At 44.5% G+C, this 22437-nt stretch carries 20 protein-coding genes and 1 pseudogene; 10 read left to right on the top strand and 11 right to left on the bottom strand.

Features of this window, described 5'->3' with window-relative positions:
- Nucleotides 1-83: 83 nt before the first annotated feature.
- Entirely contained in the window at nucleotides 84-851 is a 768-nt protein-coding gene (locus tag IPL83_05045) for a DUF547 domain-containing protein (GenBank protein MBK9038521.1), read from the bottom strand.
- Nucleotides 852-1165: 314 nt separating this feature from the next.
- On the opposite strand from IPL83_05045, the gene IPL83_05040 reads away from it, so the two are divergent.
- From IPL83_05040 to IPL83_05030, 3 genes are read left to right on the top strand one after another with little or no spacing between them, the layout of a single operon-like run.
- Entirely contained in the window at nucleotides 1166-1420 is a 255-nt protein-coding gene (locus IPL83_05040; GenBank protein ID MBK9038520.1) for a CsbD family protein, read from the top strand.
- Between the two features lie 12 nt (nucleotides 1421-1432).
- A complete protein-coding gene (locus IPL83_05035; protein MBK9038519.1) occupies nucleotides 1433-1714 on the top strand; it encodes a DUF883 family protein in 282 nt (93 codons plus the stop codon).
- Between the two features lie 11 nt (nucleotides 1715-1725).
- On the top strand, nucleotides 1726-2223 hold the full coding sequence (locus IPL83_05030) for a hypothetical protein (GenBank protein MBK9038518.1): 498 nt from the start codon (nucleotides 1726-1728) through the stop codon (nucleotides 2221-2223).
- Between the two features lie 13 nt (nucleotides 2224-2236).
- Here IPL83_05030 and IPL83_05025 read toward each other — a convergent pair.
- Nucleotides 2237-3333: pseudogene (locus tag IPL83_05025) on the bottom strand (sigma-54-dependent Fis family transcriptional regulator).
- A gap of 734 nt (nucleotides 3334-4067) precedes the next feature.
- Here IPL83_05025 and IPL83_05020 point away from each other — a divergent pair.
- Nucleotides 4068-4700, top strand: a complete 633-nt coding sequence (locus IPL83_05020; protein MBK9038517.1) for an outer membrane beta-barrel protein — start codon at nucleotides 4068-4070, stop codon at nucleotides 4698-4700.
- A gap of 20 nt (nucleotides 4701-4720) precedes the next feature.
- The gene (locus IPL83_05015) at nucleotides 4721-5833 is read left to right on the top strand and encodes an AI-2E family transporter (protein ID MBK9038516.1); all 1113 of its coding nucleotides are present in this window, start codon (nucleotides 4721-4723) and stop codon (nucleotides 5831-5833) included.
- A 49-nt stretch (nucleotides 5834-5882) separates the two neighbouring features.
- Here the strand turns inward: IPL83_05015 and IPL83_05010 are convergent, their stop codons facing one another.
- The 7 genes from IPL83_05010 to IPL83_04980 all read right to left on the bottom strand — a co-directional run bounded on the left by IPL83_05010 (nucleotide 5883) and on the right by IPL83_04980 (nucleotide 15244).
- Nucleotides 5883-6299, bottom strand: a complete 417-nt coding sequence (locus IPL83_05010) for a hypothetical protein (protein MBK9038515.1) — start codon at nucleotides 6297-6299, stop codon at nucleotides 5883-5885.
- A 55-nt stretch (nucleotides 6300-6354) separates the two neighbouring features.
- A complete protein-coding gene (locus tag IPL83_05005; GenBank protein ID MBK9038514.1) occupies nucleotides 6355-7140 on the bottom strand; it encodes a nitroreductase family protein in 786 nt (261 codons plus the stop codon).
- Nucleotides 7141-7159: 19 nt separating this feature from the next.
- On the bottom strand, nucleotides 7160-8494 hold the full coding sequence (locus IPL83_05000) for a TolC family protein (protein MBK9038513.1): 1335 nt from the start codon (nucleotides 8492-8494) through the stop codon (nucleotides 7160-7162).
- Nucleotides 8491-11640 carry an efflux RND transporter permease subunit gene (locus IPL83_04995; protein MBK9038512.1) on the bottom strand — a complete coding sequence of 1050 codons (3150 nt, stop codon included), beginning with the start codon at nucleotides 11638-11640 and terminating at the stop codon, nucleotides 8491-8493. Before IPL83_04995 ends, IPL83_05000 begins: the two co-directional genes overlap by 4 nt.
- Nucleotides 11637-12527 (bottom strand): efflux RND transporter periplasmic adaptor subunit, encoded by an 891-nt coding sequence (locus IPL83_04990; protein MBK9038511.1) that lies wholly within the window; start codon nucleotides 12525-12527, stop codon nucleotides 11637-11639. The genes IPL83_04995 and IPL83_04990 overlap by 4 nt, the downstream gene beginning before the upstream one ends.
- Before the next feature lie 113 nt (nucleotides 12528-12640).
- Nucleotides 12641-13924 carry a S1 RNA-binding domain-containing protein gene (locus tag IPL83_04985; protein ID MBK9038510.1) on the bottom strand — a complete coding sequence of 428 codons (1284 nt, stop codon included), beginning with the start codon at nucleotides 13922-13924 and terminating at the stop codon, nucleotides 12641-12643.
- A 69-nt stretch (nucleotides 13925-13993) separates the two neighbouring features.
- Complete coding sequence (locus tag IPL83_04980) at nucleotides 13994-15244, bottom strand: hypothetical protein (GenBank protein ID MBK9038509.1); 1251 nt, start codon at nucleotides 15242-15244, stop codon at nucleotides 13994-13996.
- Between the two features lie 236 nt (nucleotides 15245-15480).
- Between IPL83_04980 and IPL83_04975 the strand changes: the two genes are divergently transcribed.
- Nucleotides 15481-16617, top strand: coding sequence for a c-type cytochrome (locus IPL83_04975; protein MBK9038508.1), 1137 nt, complete (start codon nucleotides 15481-15483; stop codon nucleotides 16615-16617).
- A gap of 37 nt (nucleotides 16618-16654) precedes the next feature.
- Here IPL83_04975 and IPL83_04970 read toward each other — a convergent pair whose 3' ends face one another.
- Nucleotides 16655-17200 (bottom strand): hypothetical protein, encoded by a 546-nt coding sequence (locus tag IPL83_04970; protein ID MBK9038507.1) that lies wholly within the window; start codon nucleotides 17198-17200, stop codon nucleotides 16655-16657.
- 50 nt (nucleotides 17201-17250) lie between these two features.
- The gene (locus tag IPL83_04965) at nucleotides 17251-17433 is read right to left on the bottom strand and encodes a hypothetical protein (GenBank protein ID MBK9038506.1); all 183 of its coding nucleotides are present in this window, start codon (nucleotides 17431-17433) and stop codon (nucleotides 17251-17253) included.
- Nucleotides 17434-17824: 391 nt separating this feature from the next.
- Here IPL83_04965 and IPL83_04960 point away from each other — a divergent pair, with 391 nt between their 5' ends.
- Genes IPL83_04960 through IPL83_04945 form a run of 4 tightly spaced genes read left to right on the top strand, consistent with a single transcriptional unit; the run spans nucleotide 17825 to nucleotide 21806 of the window.
- Nucleotides 17825-18199 (top strand): hypothetical protein, encoded by a 375-nt coding sequence (locus IPL83_04960; protein MBK9038505.1) that lies wholly within the window; start codon nucleotides 17825-17827, stop codon nucleotides 18197-18199.
- Between the two features lie 41 nt (nucleotides 18200-18240).
- A complete protein-coding gene (locus IPL83_04955; protein ID MBK9038504.1) occupies nucleotides 18241-20190 on the top strand; it encodes a M48 family metalloprotease in 1950 nt (649 codons plus the stop codon).
- A gap of 13 nt (nucleotides 20191-20203) precedes the next feature.
- On the top strand, nucleotides 20204-20989 hold the full coding sequence (locus IPL83_04950; protein ID MBK9038503.1) for a TatD family hydrolase: 786 nt from the start codon (nucleotides 20204-20206) through the stop codon (nucleotides 20987-20989).
- Nucleotides 20990-21032: 43 nt separating this feature from the next.
- Nucleotides 21033-21806, top strand: coding sequence for a ThiF family adenylyltransferase (locus IPL83_04945; GenBank protein MBK9038502.1), 774 nt, complete (start codon nucleotides 21033-21035; stop codon nucleotides 21804-21806).
- Nucleotides 21807-22437 lie beyond the last annotated feature (631 nt).

Genomic DNA, 22437 nt, shown 5'->3' with positions numbered 1-22437 from the left:
AAAAAAAACATAACATTAAAACCGAAGAGGGCAAAAAAAGCCCGTAGCAATCGAAGGAATGGGGGTTGTAGGGATTTTCTCGACTACTTCGCCTCGTTTAAATCCCAGTTATAGGGCAAATATTGAACTTTTATCTGACTGGAGATTTCTCGCGGAAGGGGATCCCTCACGTATTTGTTTATAACATTGACCACGCCGCCGCCCCAATCTTCAAAATCTGCCTTGTACCAATCAATTATTTTTGAAACCTTAAATACCTTGGTTTGATAATTTATTTGGTTTCGGGTCTTGTCGTTTAGCCATAGCTTCATTTGATCATCAAGTTGGGCATCCAATTTAGATGCAACAAAGGCCTCGCTCCTCAAAGGCGGACAGGATACAGAGGCACAATTCACAGCTGCATGAATGCGATAATCTTTAAATGTCGGTCGTAGCCACTCATGTTCGATAGGATCAAGCTTCTTGATCTTTCCTTCAAGAAGAGAAAAAAATTCTAGGCTCCACGGCTTTGTGAAGATCCCACCGATCTTCTTAATGCTCGCGACAGGATAATGATCAACAATCAACTTAAACGTCAGCGCATTGTATGAATTAATTAGAAAGGCCTTCTTCTCATCATTGGTCCAGCGATCATACTCAGACCGCTTCACTGCCTGAATTTCAGCGAGGTACAGATAGAATTCATGTTTCTTATCAAGAGCCGCGTCTTCCTTCAGTTTTCTATAGCTTACATCCCCCTGAGTGTTCTGATATTTTTTTAATACTTCGGACCATCTCAAGTGCATATGATCAAAGGCAGATGCCGGGATTGAAAGGAAAGAAAACACCAACAAACTAAGGATTTTGTTCATAGAGGCCCCCGTCATCTTCAGTAGAAGGTATATCATCTATTGAATATCATTGGCAGCAACGATGCAATTCCTATCTTTCCTTTCACATCCAATTTTCGGGGATTTTTTTCTCTAGAATACGTTGCCGAAAATGCCGTTTTAGCGACGTTCAAATATTAACCGTTCATTCCAATTTTTCCGCCTTGTTTTGGCCAGTAAGTTCCACATAAAGATTAAATCCCTTAGCACTTGGCCTTGGTATTGCAATCTCTTCTATCTGAGTTGTTTAAAACAGAAAGACGGGAGCTGAAACAGCTCCATAAGGGAGAGATTTTATGAAGTTCAATGAGAATACCATTAAAGGAAAGTGGCTAGAAATAAAAGGAGAGATCCAGAAATCCTGGGGAAAGTTAACGGATGATGAAATTGATAAAGCGCAAGGAGATCTGAAATCTCTTGCCGGTTTGATTCAACAGAAGTACGGGGAAAGTCAGGATAGCTACGATAAGAAATTATCAGATATAGTGGATCGCTTTGAAACCAAAAAGGAAAAAGTGGTAGAAAATATAAAAGAAAAATTTAAAAATTGAAAGGAGGGTCGAATGTCGAGTGTTATGGCAGAAACGACAAGTACATCCAACGGGAGTACTCAAGGTATCGAGGGTAAAATGGCCGATTTAGAAAAGCGATTAGAGAGAATGTCTCACGAAGCTGGTGAGAAATTGGGAGAAATGGTTTCTGAGGTAAAGGGTTCTGCGGTGGATTCTGTGAAGAAAAGTCGCGAGTATGTCCAGGATCATCCAGGAAAAAGCGTAGCCATCGCGGCCGCAGCTGGTCTGGTGGCTGGTGCTCTTCTGAGCTATGCACTTCGTAAAAAATCTTAGTTGAATTTTTTATGAAAGTCTTGAACTTATTGGAAGTCATTTCGTCGGTTCTATTGTCGCAAGTTGAGCTCTTGAGCGATAGTCAGAAACAAAAAATAGAAATGGTCAAAACTGAACTTCGTCGTGAGGTTTTGACCATTATATTAAAGGTTCTCGTTGGCTTTGCTTTGACTGCGGGATTTGTTATTTCCGTATTCCAATTGGGTGAGTCGTTGCGTCTCCACCTGAGCCTGATCGAGAATCAGTTTTTTTTGGAGCTGTTGACATTTGGTGTCTTTGGTTTGTTGTGCGCCGCACTTCTCATTCTTTTGTTTCGAAAGGACTTGATAAAGAGGAATGTTGTGGCGGTCCCCAAAAAAAAACAATCTGAGGGGTCTTTTGATTTAGATATTCTTCTGGTCAGTTTTTTGGAGGGCTTTTTGGAGACTCTAGACCTCTGTGCGGAGCCTCAAAATATTCCAAAGAAAGAACGGGATTGTGAAAATGATGAGCAGCGATTCAGTACCTAGGGCAAGAACCTTTCTATGAATGGCTGGTTTTGCACTCATTTGATCGCAGTCTTTTATACAGTGTCTTTCGGTCAATGCCTAATTCTATAGCCGTCTGATCCCGAGCACCACCGTTCACTTGAACAGCGAACTCTATATACTTATGGATGACTTCCTCTAAGGTCAAAAGTTCATTTTTACACGAAACTGCAAATAAATCCTTCTCATGATGTTCCTTGCTACCGTCTTGGTTATTGCTCTTTCTGATTAGACTCGGGATAATTTCATCGATGGATATTTCGGGTCGGCAGGACAGAACAACAACTCTCTCTATTGTGTTTTCTAATTCTCGCACATTCCCCTGCCATTCGTTTTTAAGTAGATATTCGATGGCAGCTTCTGAGAAGGTCTTTGCCCTTGAGCCATTTGCTTGGGCATATTTTCTTAAAAAGAACTCAGCGAGGGGCCTGATGTCTGCTTTGCGATCTCGTAATGGAGGAATGTGAATAGGAATGACATTGAGCCTAAAAAACAAATCTTCTCGAAATCGCCCCTCTTGGACTTCTAGGAACAAGTCCTTATGAGTTGCTGAAACAATTCGACAATTGACCGGATTATATTGGTTCTCACCAACACGTCTGATTTTTTTTCTTGTAAAACTCGCAAAAGCTTTGCCTGCAAAGCTAAATCTAAATCACCAATTTCATCCAAAAAAAGTGTCCCATTCTGGGCCTCCTCAAATAATCCCATGTGTTTGCTAATGGCACCAGTGAAAGATCCCTTTGCATGACCAAAAAGCTCAGATTCTAAAAGAGCCTCAGGTATCGCCGAGCAATTAATGGCTACAAACGGTCCATTTCTACGCTGACCTTCACCATGAATATATTTAGCTATCACTTCTTTGCCAGTTCCACTTTCTCCTGTGATTAAAATACTTGCCGTGCTTTTTGCAACTCGCTGCGCAAGACTCAAAACTGATAGGAGTTCTTGGCTGCAACCGATAATTCTATTCTGACTTGAACTCGAGCTATTAACAGGCTCACCATGTCCACTTGAAGATTTATTACTGGCGGTCTTGCCATCTAGGACTCTCTCATCAGAAAGATGAACGTCATTCTCTAATGATTCCATCCGATTCTCCTTTCGCACCCCCCCCTCGGGCGCAACATACCACAGGTTCAAATAATCCACGAACAAACGAACGTTTTATGAACGAATATTAACTCAATTGCAGTCAATTCGAATCTAGATCCGTCCATGGCGGCATAGGAATTGCTCTCGTTGAGTATGAAGGTTCAGTGTCACGGGAGTTGCACCTGAAAAAAATACACGAGAGAACCTCTTGTTTCGAACGACGGTCGATTTTACTTAGCTATCAGTTTTGGATTTTGTTTTTGGCGCCTACGGTATCGCTGATCTTTGGGTAAGCATTGGGAAATTAATTTTGGGTGTTTTATGAGTCCTTTCTTTGATTTCATTTTTAGTCACAGCGGTTGAACGCGAAGTTTTAGACAGGCATTTTTAAAAATATTCTTAGAATGGAGTTCAAAATGAATCGCAGATTTCCAATAAGTCTAATAGTTTTGTTAACTTTCGGTTTGGTTATGGGTTCGCCATATACTTCCTCGGGTGAGGAGACGAATTTGGAAAAAACGAAAACTGTAAAAAATAAAACTATTGATGTTGTTAAAAAAAATACCGAAAAATAAAGGACAAGACCTGTCGGACGGTTAATGGAGAAATGGAGTGTGTAGAAAAAGAGATTAAACACAAAGTTCAGGATACCGTGGATAAAGTTAATACAAAGGCAAAAGAAGAAAAAAACAAAATTGATTGACAACAGTTTACAATTGAATGGAGAAATTATGAGAAACAAATATTTTAATCTTGAAAGTGTGATTCTGGGTTGCGGGGTTTTGATGGCGGTAATTCCGACGAAATCCTGGGCTGCTGAGACCCGTGGCGGTTTGCTTGTAGAGCCTGCAGTGACTTATGAAATTGGTAATACATCAACTAATTATCCGCCTCCTTTTACAAGCTCTACAGGTCGAGTTGATGGATTTGGAATAGGAGCAAGGCTTGGGTTTCATTTTAATGAGTCTGTCTTCTTGGCGATGGATTGGCGCTTTGCCAAACCTCATGTTAGAGATTCCATAAATTATAACGCCAACGCTACCTCAACTAATTATGGACCTGTTTTAGGATTGGAGATGCCAGATATTGGGTTGAGAATTTGGGGTGCTATGATTTTGGGTGGTGATTTGGATCCGGATAGCAGTAACAATTTTGATGTGAAGTTACAGAATGCATCTGGCAGTCGTTTGGGCGTTGGGTTTCATTTGGCCTCAGTGAGTTTAAATTTGGAGTATCAGGATATTGAATATGGACGGGTCAATCTGGAACAAATAGGACCTTTTGTCTCCACTGCAAGCTTTAGCAATGTCGAATCGAGGGACAAAAGTTTTATTGCGAGCGTCTCCTTTCCAATGGAATTCTAGTCCTGTGAATTGGAGATGAAGTGAAGGAATCAGGTCAATGTTCAGAAATTCAATCTCCTCTTAAATTGCCTCGAACCAAAGGAAACCTCGTCTTCTTTGGTTCGAGGTTTCATTTTTTTAATCTGATACTTGTTCTCTCTGGCCTAGCCGTTGCATTTCTTTTCAGGCCTTTTGCGAAATCGGCGATGCTGGCGCTCATTTTTGCTTTAGCTTATCTAGGAGCTAGAGATAGATTTGTAAAACTCAATAAATCCAGGAAATACCTCGTCGTCTCGTCGGCCACTGTGACGGTTGCACTTTTGCTTTCATCCATTATTGAAATGATGAAAGTTGGCTTTTCATCGGTCGCTTCTTTTCTTGATCCACAAGGTTTTACTGAGTTAAATCTTAAGATATCGGAATTATTTTTACCAACTATTCGAATCCTCAGGGACTCCCTCTCTACATATTTTATGCAATTTGACAGTTCCAGAACTATTGAAACAAAGCTGATAGAGGCAATTGAAAAGTTTCTGACTTCTTCTGTATCCATTGCCTTTGCCTGGTTGTCGGAAATTCCAAATAGCATTTTTCAAGTGATGTTTTTTACTTTTCTGTTCCTATTTTTGATTCAGAAGAAGAAGGCAATCAAAGATGTTGCTGGATTATTTTTAACTCATAAGAAAAATAATATCTTGGTGTTTTTAATAGAAACTGCCAAATTTAGCGGGTATAGGGCTGTTGTGTTAACGAGTTTTACAGCTTTAATCCAAGCCTTTGTGCTAACTTTAGGTTCCATCATTGTTGGAATGAAGGCCTGGCCTTTTGTTTTTTTAATTGGCTTTATTTTTTCTCTAATTTCCGTTGTAAGAATCCTACCCGTGGCTATTGTCTGTATCATTTATGCCGGGGCAAAGTTGGGTTTAGAAAAAGCCTTTATTGTTGGTATATTCGCTCTCGTTGCATCGATACTTGATATAGTTCTACGGTCTCTTTTAACCTCAAGAAATAGTTCCACTCTAAATCCAGTTCTTGTCTTTTTTGCCCTCATCGGTTCGCTTTTTGTGTTCGGGCTTTCCGGTCTGTTTCTTGGCCCATTCATTCTAATTTTTAGTGCGGCGGTTTTTAATCATCAAAGAGCCCCTGAAATTTAGTAAAATGACCAAATAGAAAGCCGATACATAGCAATTCGTAAGACAAGACCTACGGAGAAGGATCAATCGTTTCGATGACTGGATTCTCTAGATTCTCGGTTGCCTTATCTATCGTTGCCGAAAACCCCCAATTTCCCTGCTTAGGAAAAATCTGAAGAATAAGCTTTTTACCTTTGTCTTCAATGATGAGGTTGTGATCGGGAAAATAATGAGTCAGACCTTGAGAAAAGTTTCCCTGAGGTCCGAGATCGCCATGCTTCTTTAGCGAACGATCGATGATTTTCAAATCTTTCAGTAAAATATGTGGAAAATGTTTTCTCATCTTTAAAAGTTTCCTGTCTATTGTTAATTGCATCTTAGATTGAGCTTTGGCTTTCTCTGCATAGACAAGCGGAAAATCCAACAGAACGTAGGCCATTACAATCGCTCGAATTGTCAAAAATAAAAACTTTTTATAAATTTTCATACCCTAAAGAATACTCAGACCTACTTCAACTAGGCAAGAGACAAACCCTGATCGACTAGATTTGCTTTACAAACTGATCTCGAGAAAAACGAATCTGAGGCCCATAAACACCGTTTTCAGCGCGACGACCGGCACTGATAACCATGCACACCTCAGCGTCGAAATCCAATTTGAGGATTTTCCTTATTCGATTTTCGTCCATCCCCTCCATCGGACAAGTATCAAAACCCGCCGCTCGGAAGGCCAACATCAAATTTTCACAGGCGAGAGCTGTGCTTTTGTGAGCCCAAATTCGCATATCGGCTTTCCCTACAGGCGCGCGCGGAGTCGGCCGAAAAAAACCAACAAGCCAAAGCAAAGGCCTTTTTATCAACCCAAAGATTCCAACGGGTCCTTGACCATAAACGAGAGGCACAATTTTTTGATAATAGGCCGGCAACGATTTCGGCGAACCTGCGAGAGACTCATAGAATTTAAGGTTCTGGCGCGCGTTTCGTTTCCAAGTCCTGATACGCGCCACACAGACGATCAGCTCGGCCGCTGTTCGAGCTGCACTTTGTCCCAAACAGGCTTGAACCAGCAAGGCTTTTTTCTCTTTGGAAATAACTCGATAGAATTCCCAAGGTTGCAGATTTGACGAATTGGGTGCGAGCAAAGCCATATCAAGGCACTTCTGTACGACTTCTTCCGGAATAGCTTCTCCCGTATACAAGCGAACACTTCGTCGACTACGGATCACTTTTTCAAATTCTGTCCAGTTTGTCTCGACGGCAATTTCGCGATACTTTGTCTCGGGGTTTTTGGTTAAAATACTTCCGCCATCCTTAAAAGAAGAACTCATGACGCCCTCATTTCATCAACTAGTGAAAACAATCTGGGCCTCCCTTTTTTCCAAGAAGGTGACAAAACTTGGAATACAATACGTGTGACTTGACCCACCCTTCGATAACCAAACGTTCGGCCTCGACCAGCCGATTTTGATCAACCAAAATGTCATTCATACTGCTGCGGCCTGCCTGCAAGCGCCTCTTGTTGTCTTGATGAAGACTCTTCGCTAACTGAAGGCTTTGCTCACGTTCCTTTGCAGATTTGATGGCTTCGACCAAATTGGTTCGCGTTTGCTCCCATTCAACTTGAATACTCCGCCTCACTCTCTCTTCTTTCACCAGTGCCAGTGATTTCTCCTGAAGCTGCAGTTCATACCCCGCATGTTTGCCGAGATCAAATAGGGGGATCGTCACAGTGAGAGTCGTTTCAGAGTGAATGTCTCTGCTCCTATCATAATCAGGATAACCATATCCCATCGTCAAATCGATTGAAGGCAGAAAATAACGAAACTTTGATTTGAGTAATTCTTCTTCCTTTTCAACCAACACCTGCGTGGCCCGCCAAACTGGAGAGAGCGACAGGTTCAACTTCTTAGCCAAAAATTCATCTTGAGTGATTGAAGTCAAAATATCCTTCCATGGCCAAACCAGCTCTACTTCATCCGCCCCTAATTCACCGTCTAATTTTGCTTTGATCTCTTCCAAGCCAGACTTTGCATCACTCAATCTTGCCAGAGCATTGCTTTTTTCGACTTTTGATCTTTGCGACTCCTGCAAAGGAATCAAACCTCGACGGTAACGTGCCTCTTCAATGGTATCTAACTCTTCGCTCAGCTTGAGTATATTCTCGGCCAATTTCATCTGAAAGGAAGATTGAAAATATTCGATGATTAAATTCACATTTTTTTGTTCAGCATCCAATTCTGCTTGTTTCAATAATTCCCTTTCACGCGAAACCGTCAGTCGTGAACTTCTCAACGAAGCCACGTCGGCTCCAGATCTAAATAAATTAACTCGGCCAACCAGCATCCCTGTTTGAGTTCTGGAAAAACCTGGGCGAATCACCTGTAAATCCGAAAGCTGACCCTCGATGGATGGAAAAAAATTAGCTCTTGAAGCCAAATGCTCCGATTCGATTTTTTTGATTTGAATGCGCTGAGCCTCTAGTTCTGTATTTCTCTCCTCCATTCTCCGAAGTGCTTCGGTAAATTTAATCTTCCTATTAGGAATTTGTGTAGCTGCTTGAGAAACCTCATGAGTCTTAACTTCTTCAGCTGTGGCTCCTGCGTTCAATAAAAGCGGGATCATGAGGAGGCAGGAAAAAACAAACAAAAATAGCAAAGAGATTTTTCGCCACCGAAAATTCATTGGATCGCCTCGGGAGACTCCATTCTTGCGAGCGCAAATCCCCTGACAGATAACCTGTTCTTGCGAAATTTCCAGTAGGCCACCTGCAGAGAAGGAACAAAGTAGAGCGTAAACAACATGGAAATCCAAAGCCCACCGCTCACGGCAATTCCAAGCGGCTGCAGCACTCGCCCTCCGTCTCCCAAGCCAAAGGCAATCGGCAACATACCTATGGTGGTTGTCAGAGAGGTCATCAGTATCGGGCGCAGTCGCGCCCTCGCTGCTTCAAGAGCAGATTCGGTGATACCTTTTCCTGCTTTCATGAGTTTGTTAAAGAAATCGACGAGAATAATGCTATTTGCCACAGAAATTCCATTGAGTAGAATGACTCCCAAAACAGAGTTAAGAGAAAGTGTGCTTTGGAATACAAACAAGGAAAAAATGACGCCGACAAATCCCAATGGAATAGCAACCAGCACCAACAATGAACTCACAACGTCACCCAGCTGAATCACCATTGTCACAAAAATCAGCAAAATCGAAAGTGCCACAGCCCAACCCAGCTGATTAAGTGCATCGTTGAGTTCAAATTGTGCATCTTCAAACTGGACTGTCACGGGTCCCATCGCTTCCTTGTTCTGTTTGATCCATTCTTTTAGAACGGATGTGGCAGTACGAACGGCTTCCTCAGGTTTATCTTCATTTCCCTTATCCTGTTTCGCCGAGAGCAATACAATGTCCTGTTGGTTCTTGCGAAAACGAGGTGAGTCCCCCTCCTGGCTGTAGATCTGAGCAAGGGCGCCAAGCGGAATAATCTTATTTTTAATTCCAAGAGGAAAGGCCCTTAGATCCTCCGGTTCCTGAATTGTTCCCTGTGGATAGGTCAAAATCATGTCGTACATTCGATTGTCTAGGGCCCACTGACCCAGAGAACGGCCTTGCGTGGCAATTCGCGAAATGTCGGTCAGATCAGTGGGCATGAGGGACACTCCTGCTCCTATGAGGGGTGTCCATTGATCCAAATGAGGACTGATCACCAAATCCTCTCCGGCAGAATAAGTGGGCTTTTGCCAACTACGACTAAATAAATTTTTTATTGATTCCAAAACCTCATGAAGCTGATGTGCGATCTCCAATCGCTGACGTGGCGTCCCGCCCTGAACTGAAGCTTGAAAATGTGGCGGGTCCGGAATTGGCAACTCAGAAGGATTCCAGGGTTCAACAAAATACTGAACAAAGGGAGTGTTTTGGAAAAACTCGAGATATTGTTTCCAAGTCTCCTGCATTTTAGATTTATCCTTGAGTCGCGCCATGATATTTGAGTTATTAGCGCTTCTCACCTGAGTGAAGGTGTAGGAGATTTCATCTCCAAACTTCTTGAGTAATTTGGCTTCTTCTTCAGAGGTCTGGTCTTCCATTTGACGAAGGAGAGTATTGCCTTGAGTGCTGAGTCCAACGACCATCCAGTCTGTATCAGGAACACCGATGACCTCCCTCGGCAATCGAGGCAATGCAAAGAAAACTAACAGGAGCAACACACCCGTCAAGGAGCCATAGACAGCCAGTTGTAACCGAGGTCGATTGAGAAACTCACCCAGACTCCAACTGTAAATCTGCTCCAACTTTCTTAGCCAAGCCTCAATGGGTGACCGATGAGTTTCTCTCTCCTCAAGAGACATTAGCTGCATGCGAATCGTCGGAACCAAAATGAGTGCCACAATGGCAGAAAATCCATGGGAGAAAACAACCGTCTTGGCCAGATCACCTAAAATTGAATAGCTCAAAGCAGATGTGAAGGCCAGGGGAAGGAACACAACAATAGAGGCAATTGTTGAAGCAATGACTGGCAATCGCACTTCGGAAACTGCGCGACACAGTATAGCCAATCGCTCGTGGTAACTCAGAGGTCCCTTGTTCAATTCAAAATGTCGAAAAATATTCTCCATGACAACAACTGAGGCGTCAACATTCATGCCGGCTGAAAGCGCCAATCCTCCGAGTGAAATCAGATTGATGTTGATCCCCCAGTACCACATGAGAATAAAGGCCAAAACTATGCTCAGTGGAATTTCAATCGCAGCTGTCGCCACATTTCTTAAGCTCCCGATAAACAGAAACAAAATCACCACAGCAAGAAAAGCGGCCAAAACAACTTCATGAAAAACATTGCGAATGGAATTACTGATAAATTCTGAAGGATCAACTAAAACTTTCATCTGAACATCTTCTGGCCAACCTGTCTTCTTCTCATTTACCAAGGCAATGATGTCCTCAGACATTGCCTTGATGTTTCCACCGGGAGAAGGAGAAGCAAATAAAATCAAACTGGGAGAACCACTTGTCTTAAAGCTCTTTGATCCGCCAATAGATGGCCTCAACTCGACATGAGCGACATCTTGCAAATGGGTGGCTCGACCCGTTCGCGACAAAATGGGAATTCGTTTTAGCTCCTCAATGCTTTTTGCCTGTCGTGGCATTTGAATTCGCTGACTTGTCGTATTGATCAAAAGGGATCCACCACTTTGGGCTGTTGTGGCCTGCTCTACCGCCAATCCCACTTCGCGCGGCAATACTTGAAGTGCCGCCATGGCCTCAGGAATGAGCTCAATCTGAACTTCTTTTCGAGAGGGATTCCAGAGCCCGGCCTGATCCGTATCACGCACATTTGCCAACATTGGCGTGAGAATCGGCTCAAGGAACTCGTAAAGTTCATCAACGCTCCGCTTTTCACTGTAAAAGCTCATTGCAAGAAAACCCTGATTTTCAGACTGAGTCCATACGTTTAAATGATCTCGCATTTCCTTAGGAAACTGTCCGCTCATTCCGTAGATAGCTGCTTCAACTTCCTTTACAGCTCGCCTTTGCTCTGTTCCCCAATCAAACACAACCTTAAATTGAGCCTGATCGGCCTGATAATTGGTTTCTATGGAAGCAATCTTCATCTGACTATCTGACAGAGATTGCAGCCGATTCTCAATGTAGGCCCCGTAGGCTTTGGAGAACTCCTCAGGGGTTAAGTTCGTGTAAGGAACCTGAACGCCGACCGTTGGTTTGGAACTTTCAGGAAACATAGAAATGGGAAGCTTATTTCCAGAAAAAATACCGAACAAGGCCAATAACCCCAACGACAAGTAAACTCTTAACGGGGAGCTATAGAGTGATTTCAATTGCCCTCTCCGGGAGTCTTAGCTTCTTCGACTAACACCTCATCTCCATCTGCGACAAAGCCGCTCGAACGCGCCACAATTTTGGATCCCTCTTCAAGGCCTGCCGTCACCTCCACCTCTCCGCGCTGGCGATCTCCAATCGAAACCGGCACTTTACGAGCCCTTCCGTCGACAACAATTCTCAAATACCTGCGGTCCTCAACCTTAATGATGGCATCTTCAGGAACAACAAATCCAGAACGAATGTTGGTTTTAAATGTCACCTTTCCAATCATTCCCGGACGCAAGAGAAGAGATCGCTCACCCTTTTGAGGAATTAATTCCGACGAAGCGGTGCCCGTCGCTGGATCCACATTCGGACTCAAACCGGCGAGATGAAGAGGTACCTTGTCAGGAATTGACGGACTTTCGAAGCTTCCCGCCAACCCAACTCGCAATGAGGAAATATCCTGAGCTGGCACTTCGACAAGAATCTTAAGATTTCTTGGGTCCGTCACAGAAGCCAACTTTTGTCCTTTTGTAACCAAGGCTCCTTCTGTGACGCTTATTTCACTCACAACACCCGTAACAGGGGCTTTCGTAGAGACCGTAGCATATTGAAAAATGGGATCTGTCTGCTGCAAACTCAGAAGTGGACTGCCTGCCGCAACTTTCTTCCCGAGTGCAAAATGAATTTTTCTTACAACGCCATCCGCCTCTGCAAGTACTGTTGCATGAACTCTCGCCTCAATCAAAGCAGGATAGCTCAAAATTCGACTGATCTCTGTGCGCTTAGCAGTCAATACAAAGACGGTTGGCTTCTTTTCAAGATGGACTGCAGCTAACAGGAAATTTGAAACAAGCATCAGAACACACAGAAAAACAAATTTGCATTTTCTGAGTTCCATCGTCCTCCCTGCCAATCCTCAATCAGGATACTTCCATTGGTAATCCAAAATAGCGAGTTCAACTACATCACGGCAAGCGACGAAATGAAAAGGACTTTTTAGCGATTGAACTCCTATTTCTTTGAGGCCTTCTGAAAGAGGGAGGCAAAGGTTCCGAGTCCTTGGGTGCTTGGTGCAGGCAGATGATCTCTCCAGGATTGATCCTCTCCTTCGCCAGGGAGACGAAGACTTATCTTATGAGCCTCCAAATCAATCTTCTCGATTTCAACCCATAAGGAATCACCGGGCCTCTTCGCCTCAATTGATTTTCCATCGAGAGCATCGCGCCATTTGGATTGATGAAGAAGCCCATTGACACCACTCGCCAACTTCACAAAAAAGCCAAATGGTTCTTTTCGTTCTATGAGCCCTTCGATTTTGGTACCGAGAGGATTCTGCTGAGTGAATCGCATCCATGGATCTTGTTCTCCTCCGCCTTGCTTGAGAGACAGAGAGATGTGCAACCGCTGATCACTCTCCTGTATCTTGAGAATCTTGACTTTGACTGGAGCACCCACCTCAAGAACTTCGCCAGGATGTTTGATGCGGGCCCAGGACAACTCAGAAATGTGAATCAATCCCTCAACCAGAGGCATAACCTCAACAAAGGCACCAAAACTCTCTATCCGCGTCACATGCCCTTCAACGAGATCCCCTTCTTTCAACTTTGAAAGCACCTCTCCCTCACGATCAGAGCGTAAGAGCTCGAGAAGTTTACGTCGAGACACAACGATATTTGTATGCCTTTCATCTATTTGGGTAATCAAAAATTCGAATTTTTTATTGACGTAGTCCTCTGGGGTTTTTATTGATCCCAAATCCATCTGACTCATCGGACAAAAGGCTTTGTAGGATTGAATTTGAACCCGAAATCCGCCTTTGACGAATTCCAAGACACGCCCCTCAACCGGAAGCTCCATGTCATGAGCATCTTCTAGATTGTCGATCTCTTCTGTGCCGCTTCGAGAATCCGCCGGCTTCGCTCTGATCACGTCTTCGCGAACCTGAGTTACGATGACTTCAAGAATCTCTCCTTTTTTTACTTTGACCTGACCCTGTTCATCAAGGAGCTCTCTGCGCGCAACAACAGCATCCACAGGCCCTTCAGTTGAGACATAGATTTCTTCCTTACCAACCGAAAGAACCTCGCCCTTGAGTCGATCGCCTACCGAAATTTTTCGAACCGGCTTGGATGTCTCTGCCAATAAACGCTCATAGTCTTGAGCCTTGCCATCAACAATTTCATCCCCAAAGATATCCTTTTTTGCCATCCTGCCCTCACCACTGCTGTGAAATATTTCTGCCGTTTTTTTTCTTTCTACTGTCGCTCTTCTCGCCGTCATTCTATCGGTTACCAATCAGACTCAATTGAAAATCCAAATCAGGCACACCTAACAAACGCCTCACTCAACCACCAAACCGATCGCTTATATCGACAGCTGCAGATAGGCCCAAGCCGCATCAGAAGCTCCAAGCTTCGAATTTTTCGTTATATCCTGTTCAGAAGGATGCCCTGCCTCAGCCTTTTCAAAGCGCACCAGAGTGAAGAGATTGGGTCCAAAATAGTATTTAAATCCAAGTCCGTGCCGAACATAGGAGTCCGCCACAAAACTCAAGTTCGGAATATATTGATCGTATTTGTAGCTAAAACTCAAGACCTCACTAAATTCCCAATTCAGCAAGGCGTAAACTCCACGGGACTCAGAGTTTATTACAGTATCGCGGTAGTCTGTTTCCTTAAACATGAACCTCTCGAGATCAGTGTTTGAATTGAACCCTTGGGCGCTCACATATTCGACCAATAGTGACCCCTTAAACACATCGCGAGTGAGGCGATCCATGCTCACCATCACGTAGGCCGCACTGGCAGATGGACTGTCTTGATCCTTTACCTTCTCGTAATGAAGTCCGCTCAGACCGAAGCCCACCGGAGAGGCCGAGGTCATGAGCCTCAGATTCAAAGCACCGCCCCAGATGGCTGCATTACCGTCTCCAAAACCTGTCCCGTTTGTCTTCTGACCATTGACCAATGAGAAATCATAGTGAAGAAAGCTGGATGGATTTCCTGAAAACAAAGCTCCAATATCGAGATTGTTCCAAGTGCTCTGAGTTTGAAGTTTTGTGTAGGTGCGATGTTCATCTGTAATTATACCAAAGGGCGACACAAATCGTCCCAAAAGAACATACTGAGGACTGATTCCTGTGGCAGAATCATCCTTCAACTCCCATCGCAGATAAGCTTCTCTCGGCCCACCGGCTCCCCCAGGAAATCCTCCCACATTGTGAGTCAGTACAGCTCTCAGAGGTGCCTTTCCCTCTTCTTCAGCGGTCACAGGCAGATTCGCGCTTAAATTTCCCGCCATGATTCCAGCACCTCCCTTTAAGGTGTTGGGCCCCTCTGGATTATTCAAATATATTCCCCGGACATCCAAAGACCAAACGTCCTGTGTCGCATAAGGCCCTGGGCTGAAACCTCGCAGACCAAACGACTTTCCCATCAGATTTCTGGTCCCACCTCCAACCGGAGAGAGATGACAAGTCGTGCATCGAGTGAATCCGTGGCGAATTGCGTACTCAGGCCGCGCCTGCCCCAACATGGGAGATAGCCCAAATAAAATGAAAAACAGATAATAAATAGGTTGTTTTTTCCCCAATAAAAAATGTAGAGCTCGCTTCACGACGACATCCTTTCGCTTCAATCACAATGCCAATCAGTATTCAGAGAAATATCATGACTGCTATGCGATTAACAAACATGCACAGGCAAACAAATAAAAAGATAAAAAATATAAATTATACAAACATTCATCCATTGTTTTTGAATAAATGAGAACTGGCTCGAAAGTTGCTGTTGTCATCGGAGGAATTCGGTTAATGAGAGTCTATTAACGATGGAATTTGGATTGGAGCCTTTATGAATCACAGGATTATCGGGAATTTGACCAACCCCGTACCTTTTTTTGTCTTCCTTTTAGCGCTTCTTGTCTTCAGCATCCAATGCGACCGAAGAGGGCCTCACCAGAAAATAAGCCCAGTAGCCCAAAATGGAACAAAAAAGGAAGGCACTAAGACTGGCGCTGGGGGCGCTGGGAAAGAAATAAAGTATTCAGACGTTCAAGCCATTTTTAAGAACCGCTGCGGACGATGCCACAATGGAGCTGGCTTGCCCAATTGGAATGACGAGAAAGTTGCGGAGGACTTTGCAAAAAATAGAAAGTTGATCCAGCGAATCGCAGACAAGGGGGGCATGCCTCCTGCAGGCACTGCCGAGGCGACTGAAATAACGGCTGCGGAAAGAGACCTGATCCAACAATGGGCCTCAAGTGTTTCTAAGCCAAAAGAGAGCGCCACATCCAGCCCGGACAGCGGTTCCGCAGCAGGCCAACCACCAGGTGCCGACGGGACTGGAAATAGCGGCGGTGGCACTCCAGATCCGGTGACTGAAGTGACTGTGGCTTCTCCAGCTCCTGCAGCCCCCCAGAGTCTTGCCTCTACCTTGCAGCAGTGTGCCGCATGCCATGGCGAACACGGTCTTTCTTCCAGTAGCGGGTTTCCTCATTTAGCGGGTCAAAGTGCGAGTTACTTAAATGAACAGCTCAATCATTTTCGCGAAGGAATAAGAAAGGACTCATCAGGGGCGATGAATGGGATCGCAAGCAATTTAAGCAAAGAGAATCAGGACGCTGTGGTTTCTTATTTCAGCAATCGTCCGCCCCCTGCTGCCACTCCGCTTTCCGGTAAAAAAATAGAAAATTTTGATGTTCTGTTTAAAAAGGGCCAAGAGCTTGTGAAAAACTTGGCTTGCACTGGCTGCCACGATTCGGGGCCAAATCTGCTTACGGTTGCGCCTCATTTTCCAAACCTCGCTGGGCAAGACCCTGTTTATATTCAGAAGCAATTGTCAGCGTTCCTGTCAGGCGAGCGCACAAATGCATCGGTAATGCCCAACCTACTCAAGCAGGCCAATCCGCCTCTCACAGACGAAGATCTGCAAGCGCTAGGGATATATTTTCAAAATCTTCGTCCTGAAAAGACGGAGAGCAAGGATTGAAATACCCTCATTGAAGGAGCGTTCTCACTCGATTTGTTTAACGATAACAGCCGCCTCTTTCTCTGTGGTAAAAAATTGTGCTCTCCCAAATGAGGCCACCCTGAACATCTGCAACTCCTGTTTCGGAGTTAAAGTGGGCTGTTTTGGCATCAATCGCCTGCAAGGTGAGAGCACCATTGCGGTACTCTCCGAGTCTACCCGGTTCGTTTCTCACGACACAACCTGTCTCTGTTCCTACCAGCCCTCCAGCCAGAATCGCGTCAGCTGAAAACCCAATTCTTAGATCCGACAGCATCTCCCCTTTCGAACCGTTTAAGCTGTAAGCCGTCAGGGCACTTCTGTTTCCGCTTATAAAATCTCTGACTCTACTTTGATAATCTCCCACCGTCTGCGACACCCCATTGATGCTCAAAACACCTTTAGGAGAAAGTTGCGCGTTGGCAATAACCAATACAAATTCCGTGCTCGCACCCACTCTTTCATGGATATTTTTAATTTTGGAGTCCTTCAGTCGGAAAAAATCGGCATAAGTTATCCCAAATCTGTCATCATATTCGTGCACGTGGTGATCTGTTTTTCCCATACCTGCAGCATAGACCTGATGTGAAGTATCGAGGTCAAAGTGTCCTCCTTTTAGTCCTTCCTCTGTGTCGTAAAAGGATCATCGATCCCCTCTTTTCCCGCTCCATCATTTTCTTTCAATGAATCATTAGTGGCTGAATTGCTTCCGAAGTTTACACCAGAGCAATTCTGAAAAAATGCAATCAAAACGAGTCCAGACGAAATGAAAATCAAGGCCCCTTTTACAGTCTTCACGTCGGCCCCTCTCCCTTAAAATTAAATCGAACATCTGCTCAATGTAAAAACCCTTTGAACCCTAGTGCTTCACTACTGCAATTCCCGGGCTCTGCTGCCCTATTGACGATCGTCCTTTTTAGGGCACAAGAGGCACAGGCCCCGTTCCCTAGCTGTCTAGTCCATTTTCTCTGACCATAATTTATACGGAGGCCATATTTATGAAGGAGATTTACTTGCCTTAAAATGAGCCAGTTATTGTCACCGGTATTCACCATTTTTCAGGTCGCCTCTCATGAGACCCTCAAGCTTTCTAATCTAGGTCGGCACAAAAAATGGAGAAGTATCGACCTGGTAAAGAGTTGTTTGATCAATGAAGCATTTTGCTTTTAATCGAAAAGGAGATAGAAAAATGAAGAATCTGATAAATGTAAAATCAATTGCTCTTGGAGCAGCGGTCTTTTTAACCTTGAGCTCGACCATCTGTTCAAGCGCCCAAGAAGATAACAACAGGGAAACCAATATTGTGGAGTACATGAATACAAATCGAATAATTGGTTTGGCAGCGGGATCCCTCAATTCACGAGGGGAAGGCATGCGAGCTATGGGAGATGCTGGTGGCATAAAAAGCATAACAATCGATGATACGCCTAACCAGCCATACGTCGTCTATATTGCCACAAAGAACAATTGCCTCATCACCATCACCTTCAAGCAACAACCTGAGGTTACCAAAGACTTGGTAAATTTCAGTGTGGGTGAAAAAACTGTTGAGTGCGAAAAATAGTTATTGATATGAAAGGAACCAGAAAAGGCAGAAGAGTATAATTGAAAGATCAAGGACCAAAATCAAGAGGCCGCAGCAAATGCTGTGACCTTGATGATTGGGGGGCATCGCAAGGAAATGAAATGCGGATAGAGATGTTTTTTATCATTCTTAATCTTGTTTTGGCGCCTCTATCCCTAGCTGGTGGAAAAAGTGCTGAGGGTGATTTCACCCTCAGATCCAGTCGAGCCACTTTTGCCGAATTCATGGGCGACCCCTATTTGAGAGGGGTCTTTTCGGACCTCCAGCGTCGCTACCTCACCTCGAATCCAGATCAAACTCTACACGAATTTATTGCCAGGCAATTTACTTTGGGTTCGATTGTAGATGATTTTATTAAAAACGAAGAAGCATCCCTCCGTTCTTTCGAACTTGAAAAGGGAGCCGAGCTGCTCGAACTCGGCCCTGCTGCAAAAGGACATTATGCCGCGATTTACTCACTCCTCACTCGTACGGCCGTGGACCTTGGATTTTCTCCTCAGGCCATCGAAAACCGTAGAGTCTATGTCGAGTTCGGGCAAAACGCATTTGCAGTCAGCAAAACCGCTGAGCATATATTTGTTGTTCTAAGCTCCCAACTGATCGAAAAATTAAATTTTGTTGAGCTAAGATCTGTTTTCGCGCACGAACTCTCCCACATCAAAAACCAACATGTCATTGAAAGACATATTGAAAGCATACTGAGCAGTCTTGCGGTCGAAATATATTCAAATGGTGTTCCCGATCAAATTGACAATGACCTGCTTGGGCGCCTGTTAAAATACATGAGGCACATCAACCTTGGACCAGAAACGAAAATCACTGCCCACTCTGTTGGCGAAGATGGAACCCAGCCATCCTCGAGAAGCAATTTAAGAAACATCATTGAGGATGCCTTTGAAAGCTTGCTTACCCTCGAGAGAACTGAGTTTGAGGCTCTGATGAGAGATTTTCTTGAAATTCAACTGAAGCGATTGAAAGAAATGAAGGCCCAGGAAGAAGACATTTCTTTCCATAAATCCTTGTTTGCTCTGGACCCGTTTGATAAATCCCACAAAGACAGATTGCCTCTCGATGCTCTTCTCCAGAAAATGAATAGGGCGTTTAATGCTCTTTCGCAAGCGCAGGAGGAGTCCGCTGATCGATTCGGAACCAGTGTGACTTCCAGCGATCAAACAGCTGCCGCAACTCTTTTTGCAACCCTAGATGTTCGCTTGCAGCGAAATGATCGAATTTCCATGCTCGATCAAGTGCAACAGCAGTGGCAAAGATTTCAAACCAAGTTTTCACAAGATGAAAGAGCTGCTCACTCTTTCGGCTCTACACATCCCGGCAACATTCCTCGCATTTCAAAAATCATGCAGACGCCAGCCTACCCGGCAATCCTCTTTGCCAACCCATTTTTGCGACTGCTGCTCCTGGAAGATGAGTTAAATTTAAGGCTTAGTCACCTCTCATCGCAGTCAGCGCCCGCAAACCAGTTGAAGCGGGTCTCTTCGCTACTTTCAAAATTACAGAGTCGACTGTTCTATTTGATCACTCATGCTGGCACTGAAAGCCGCTCTTCTTTGGCAGCCCCTGCCAATCCTCACTTTGATAATTTCGTGCAATTTATCACTAGCCAAATTGAATTGAGGCGCCAGATCCAAAGAGCCAACGGGGCGGTGGAGACCACACTACAAGAGAATGGTAGAAAATATATAGAAGCTAATAGATTGTTTCAGGGACTTTTGTCCTCGCTCAATCAAACCCTAAACACAACCCCCGTTTGGCACTACAAAAAGAGATCGCGACTCAAGGATCGGCTGAATATTTTAGAACAAATCGCAAGGGCCGAGACGGACGAGGACTTGCGATTGATTCGCAGAAGAACAAGTCCCGTCTCAACAGATTCCGTTGACGGGATTCGTTCTTCAAGAATTCCGATAAGTCTGTTAACATCTTGCAGAAGCAAATTAATTTCGAAAAAGTAGGAGAAATTTAACCTTGAATCAATGGTGGGATGCTCACTGTCATTTGTCCTTTCTCAAAGACGAGCAATTGGCCACTCTTTTTCGTCATGTTGATTCCCAAAACCCAGACCTAGCAGGGCATTTTATTCAAGGCGGCTACGATCCTCAGGATTGGAAACGCCAAATCGAGATTTCGAGTGCCTACCCCGAGCACCTGTCACTCTGTTTTGGACTGCACCCCTGGGCACTTATGCAGTTGGACTCAACCTCGCGAAATAGAGCTTGGGATCAGCTTTTAAGTATGGCTCCCCAGGCTCAGCTGATCGGAGAAACCGGCATAGACCACTTTGAGACTCAAGATCCCGTGGCAAGAGCCACTCAAGTTGATTTTTTTCGGCGGCATTTGGATCTTGCCAGAACTCTCAATCGTCCCCTGGTCCTTCATATCGTTCAAGCCCATCAACTCGCCATTCAGATACTGAAAGAGCATCCTCTCCCTTCAAGGCCAGGGCTTATCCACGGTTTCTCAGCCAGCACAGAGATGGCTCAGGAATACATCAGCTTGGGTTTTTTCATTTCAGTCGGGCCCAATTTCTTGAAAAAGGGATTCAAACAGCTTAAGAAGGCGGTCATGAAAATTGAAATGAAACACCTCGTGATTGAGAGTGATTCACCCAGAGACCGCCTTGAACCTGAACTGGATCTAGGAGTTGTAAACAGAGTGGCTCAGGAGCTAGCGAAGATCAAGGGACTGTCGATGACTGAGGTCCAGCAGGGAAATCAAGAAAATCTTGAGGCTTTGTGCGGCTTTTCATTGTGATTTTTAATTTGGAACCAGTGTGCTCTGATCGAGGGAGAAAGCAGTGAGCTTTTCTGATGATTATGCCTTTAGATTTGGCGGAATGGGTCGACTCATAGGAAAGCCAATGCTGGAAAAATTGCGTCTCTCTCATGCCACCGTGATCGGAGTGGGTGGCGTTGGAGGCTGGGCCGCAGAGGCCTTGGTGCGCAGTGGAGTCGGCGAAATTTCTGTGGTCGATTTCGATGAAGTTTGCCTTTCCAATACCAATCGACAGATTCAGGCTCTGTCCGACGAGGTGGGAAAACTTAAAGTTCAGGTTTTGGCGAATAGATTTCGCCTCATTAATCCCGAAATTAAAATTAATATCTTAGATTTTGCCTTCAATTCTGATTCAGTTGAAGCCGTGTTAGGCGGGAACACTGACGTGGTCATCGATGCAATAGACCGGGCGTCAAACAAGTGTTTCCTTATCACCGAATGTAAAAATCGAGGCATCCCTCTCGTCGTCACCGGTGCCGCTGGAGGCAGGAGAAACCCAGCTCTCATTAAGATCAGCGACATCACTGAAGTTCAAGAAGATGCCCTTTTGGCACGAGTGCGACGGATTCTTCGCCAAAATACGGATTCCCTCGAGCTCCAAAACAAAAATTTGGCCTTACCGTTGTGGCGAGCAGTGAAAGACCGACTTTGCCACAAGAAGATGGCTGTGAAATTTCTCCAGATCCTTTCGCGTCTGACCAGATGGACCACATCACTCAAGCTGGTCACAATATCCAAGAGTCTCCGTCTGGGCGACTTGATTGCCGCACTGGATACGGCACCGCCAGTTTTGTGACCGGCGTTTTTGGTTTTTATACCGCTTCAGTTGCGATTGAATTTTTAGTCAACAAGAATATGAAATAAATCGATTTTGGACCGGTTATTAATGGCGTATCAAAATGAGAAAGAGGCTCCTTAATGTCGAAGGTCTTTACAGAGGGCAGCTTCATTTTATTTGAAGCCCTGAATCCTATTAAAGCACAGATCCAATGGCAACTCACTTGCAGCGTTACATTGAGTTTGTAATATAAAGAAAGGGAGAGTTTATGACTGGTGTGTGGAATCCAATTTTGGATGAGGTCCTTTTTGGCCTCGGATGCTATTGGCGGCCATAGTTATGACAGTGGCGGGCCCAATCTCTAGATAAGCGGCTTTTCATCTGATCCATAGTGAGGCTTATACAATGAATCGAACGCCTGCACCTCTTTATAAAATAAAACAAGGTACTCAATCGATACATGGCCAAGTTGAGGCGCGAGATAGAACTTCTCCAAGCCCTAGGTGTCCGAGAGAAGAATCTTTCTCCGAGGGAATTTCAATGCAGATCTTAATATGCCTCGGTTGACTCCACGAAACCAGCGAGCTTTCATGAAAACAGGCCAGCCCATGATTGATCAGTTATCTACTTGGCTTTTAGGCTCCCCCTC

The organism is Bdellovibrionales bacterium (assembly GCA_016716765.1).
Lineage (GTDB): Bacteria > Bdellovibrionota > Bdellovibrionia > Bdellovibrionales > UBA1609 > JADJVA01.
The sequence above is the reverse complement of the archived record's forward strand: the minus strand, read 5'-3'. Positions and strand labels throughout refer to the sequence as shown.

Coding starts and splice junctions, on each gene's coding strand:
- IPL83_05045 (MBK9038521.1), bottom strand. CDS start 851: ATGAACAAAATCCTTAGTTTGTTGGTGTTTTCTTTCCTTTCAATCCCG.
- IPL83_05040 (MBK9038520.1), top strand. CDS start 1,166: ATGAAGTTCAATGAGAATACCATTAAAGGAAAGTGGCTAGAAATAAAA.
- IPL83_05035 (MBK9038519.1), top strand. CDS start 1,433: ATGTCGAGTGTTATGGCAGAAACGACAAGTACATCCAACGGGAGTACT.
- IPL83_05030 (MBK9038518.1), top strand. CDS start 1,726: ATGAAAGTCTTGAACTTATTGGAAGTCATTTCGTCGGTTCTATTGTCG.
- IPL83_05020 (MBK9038517.1), top strand. CDS start 4,068: ATGAGAAACAAATATTTTAATCTTGAAAGTGTGATTCTGGGTTGCGGG.
- IPL83_05010 (MBK9038515.1), bottom strand. CDS start 6,299: ATGAAAATTTATAAAAAGTTTTTATTTTTGACAATTCGAGCGATTGTA.
- IPL83_05005 (MBK9038514.1), bottom strand. CDS start 7,140: ATGAGTTCTTCTTTTAAGGATGGCGGAAGTATTTTAACCAAAAACCCC.
- IPL83_05000 (MBK9038513.1), bottom strand. CDS start 8,494: ATGAATTTTCGGTGGCGAAAAATCTCTTTGCTATTTTTGTTTGTTTTT.
- IPL83_04990 (MBK9038511.1), bottom strand. CDS start 12,527: ATGGAACTCAGAAAATGCAAATTTGTTTTTCTGTGTGTTCTGATGCTT.
- IPL83_04975 (MBK9038508.1), top strand. CDS start 15,481: ATGAATCACAGGATTATCGGGAATTTGACCAACCCCGTACCTTTTTTT.
- IPL83_04970 (MBK9038507.1), bottom strand. CDS start 17,200: ATGGGAAAAACAGATCACCACGTGCACGAATATGATGACAGATTTGGG.
- IPL83_04960 (MBK9038505.1), top strand. CDS start 17,825: ATGAAGAATCTGATAAATGTAAAATCAATTGCTCTTGGAGCAGCGGTC.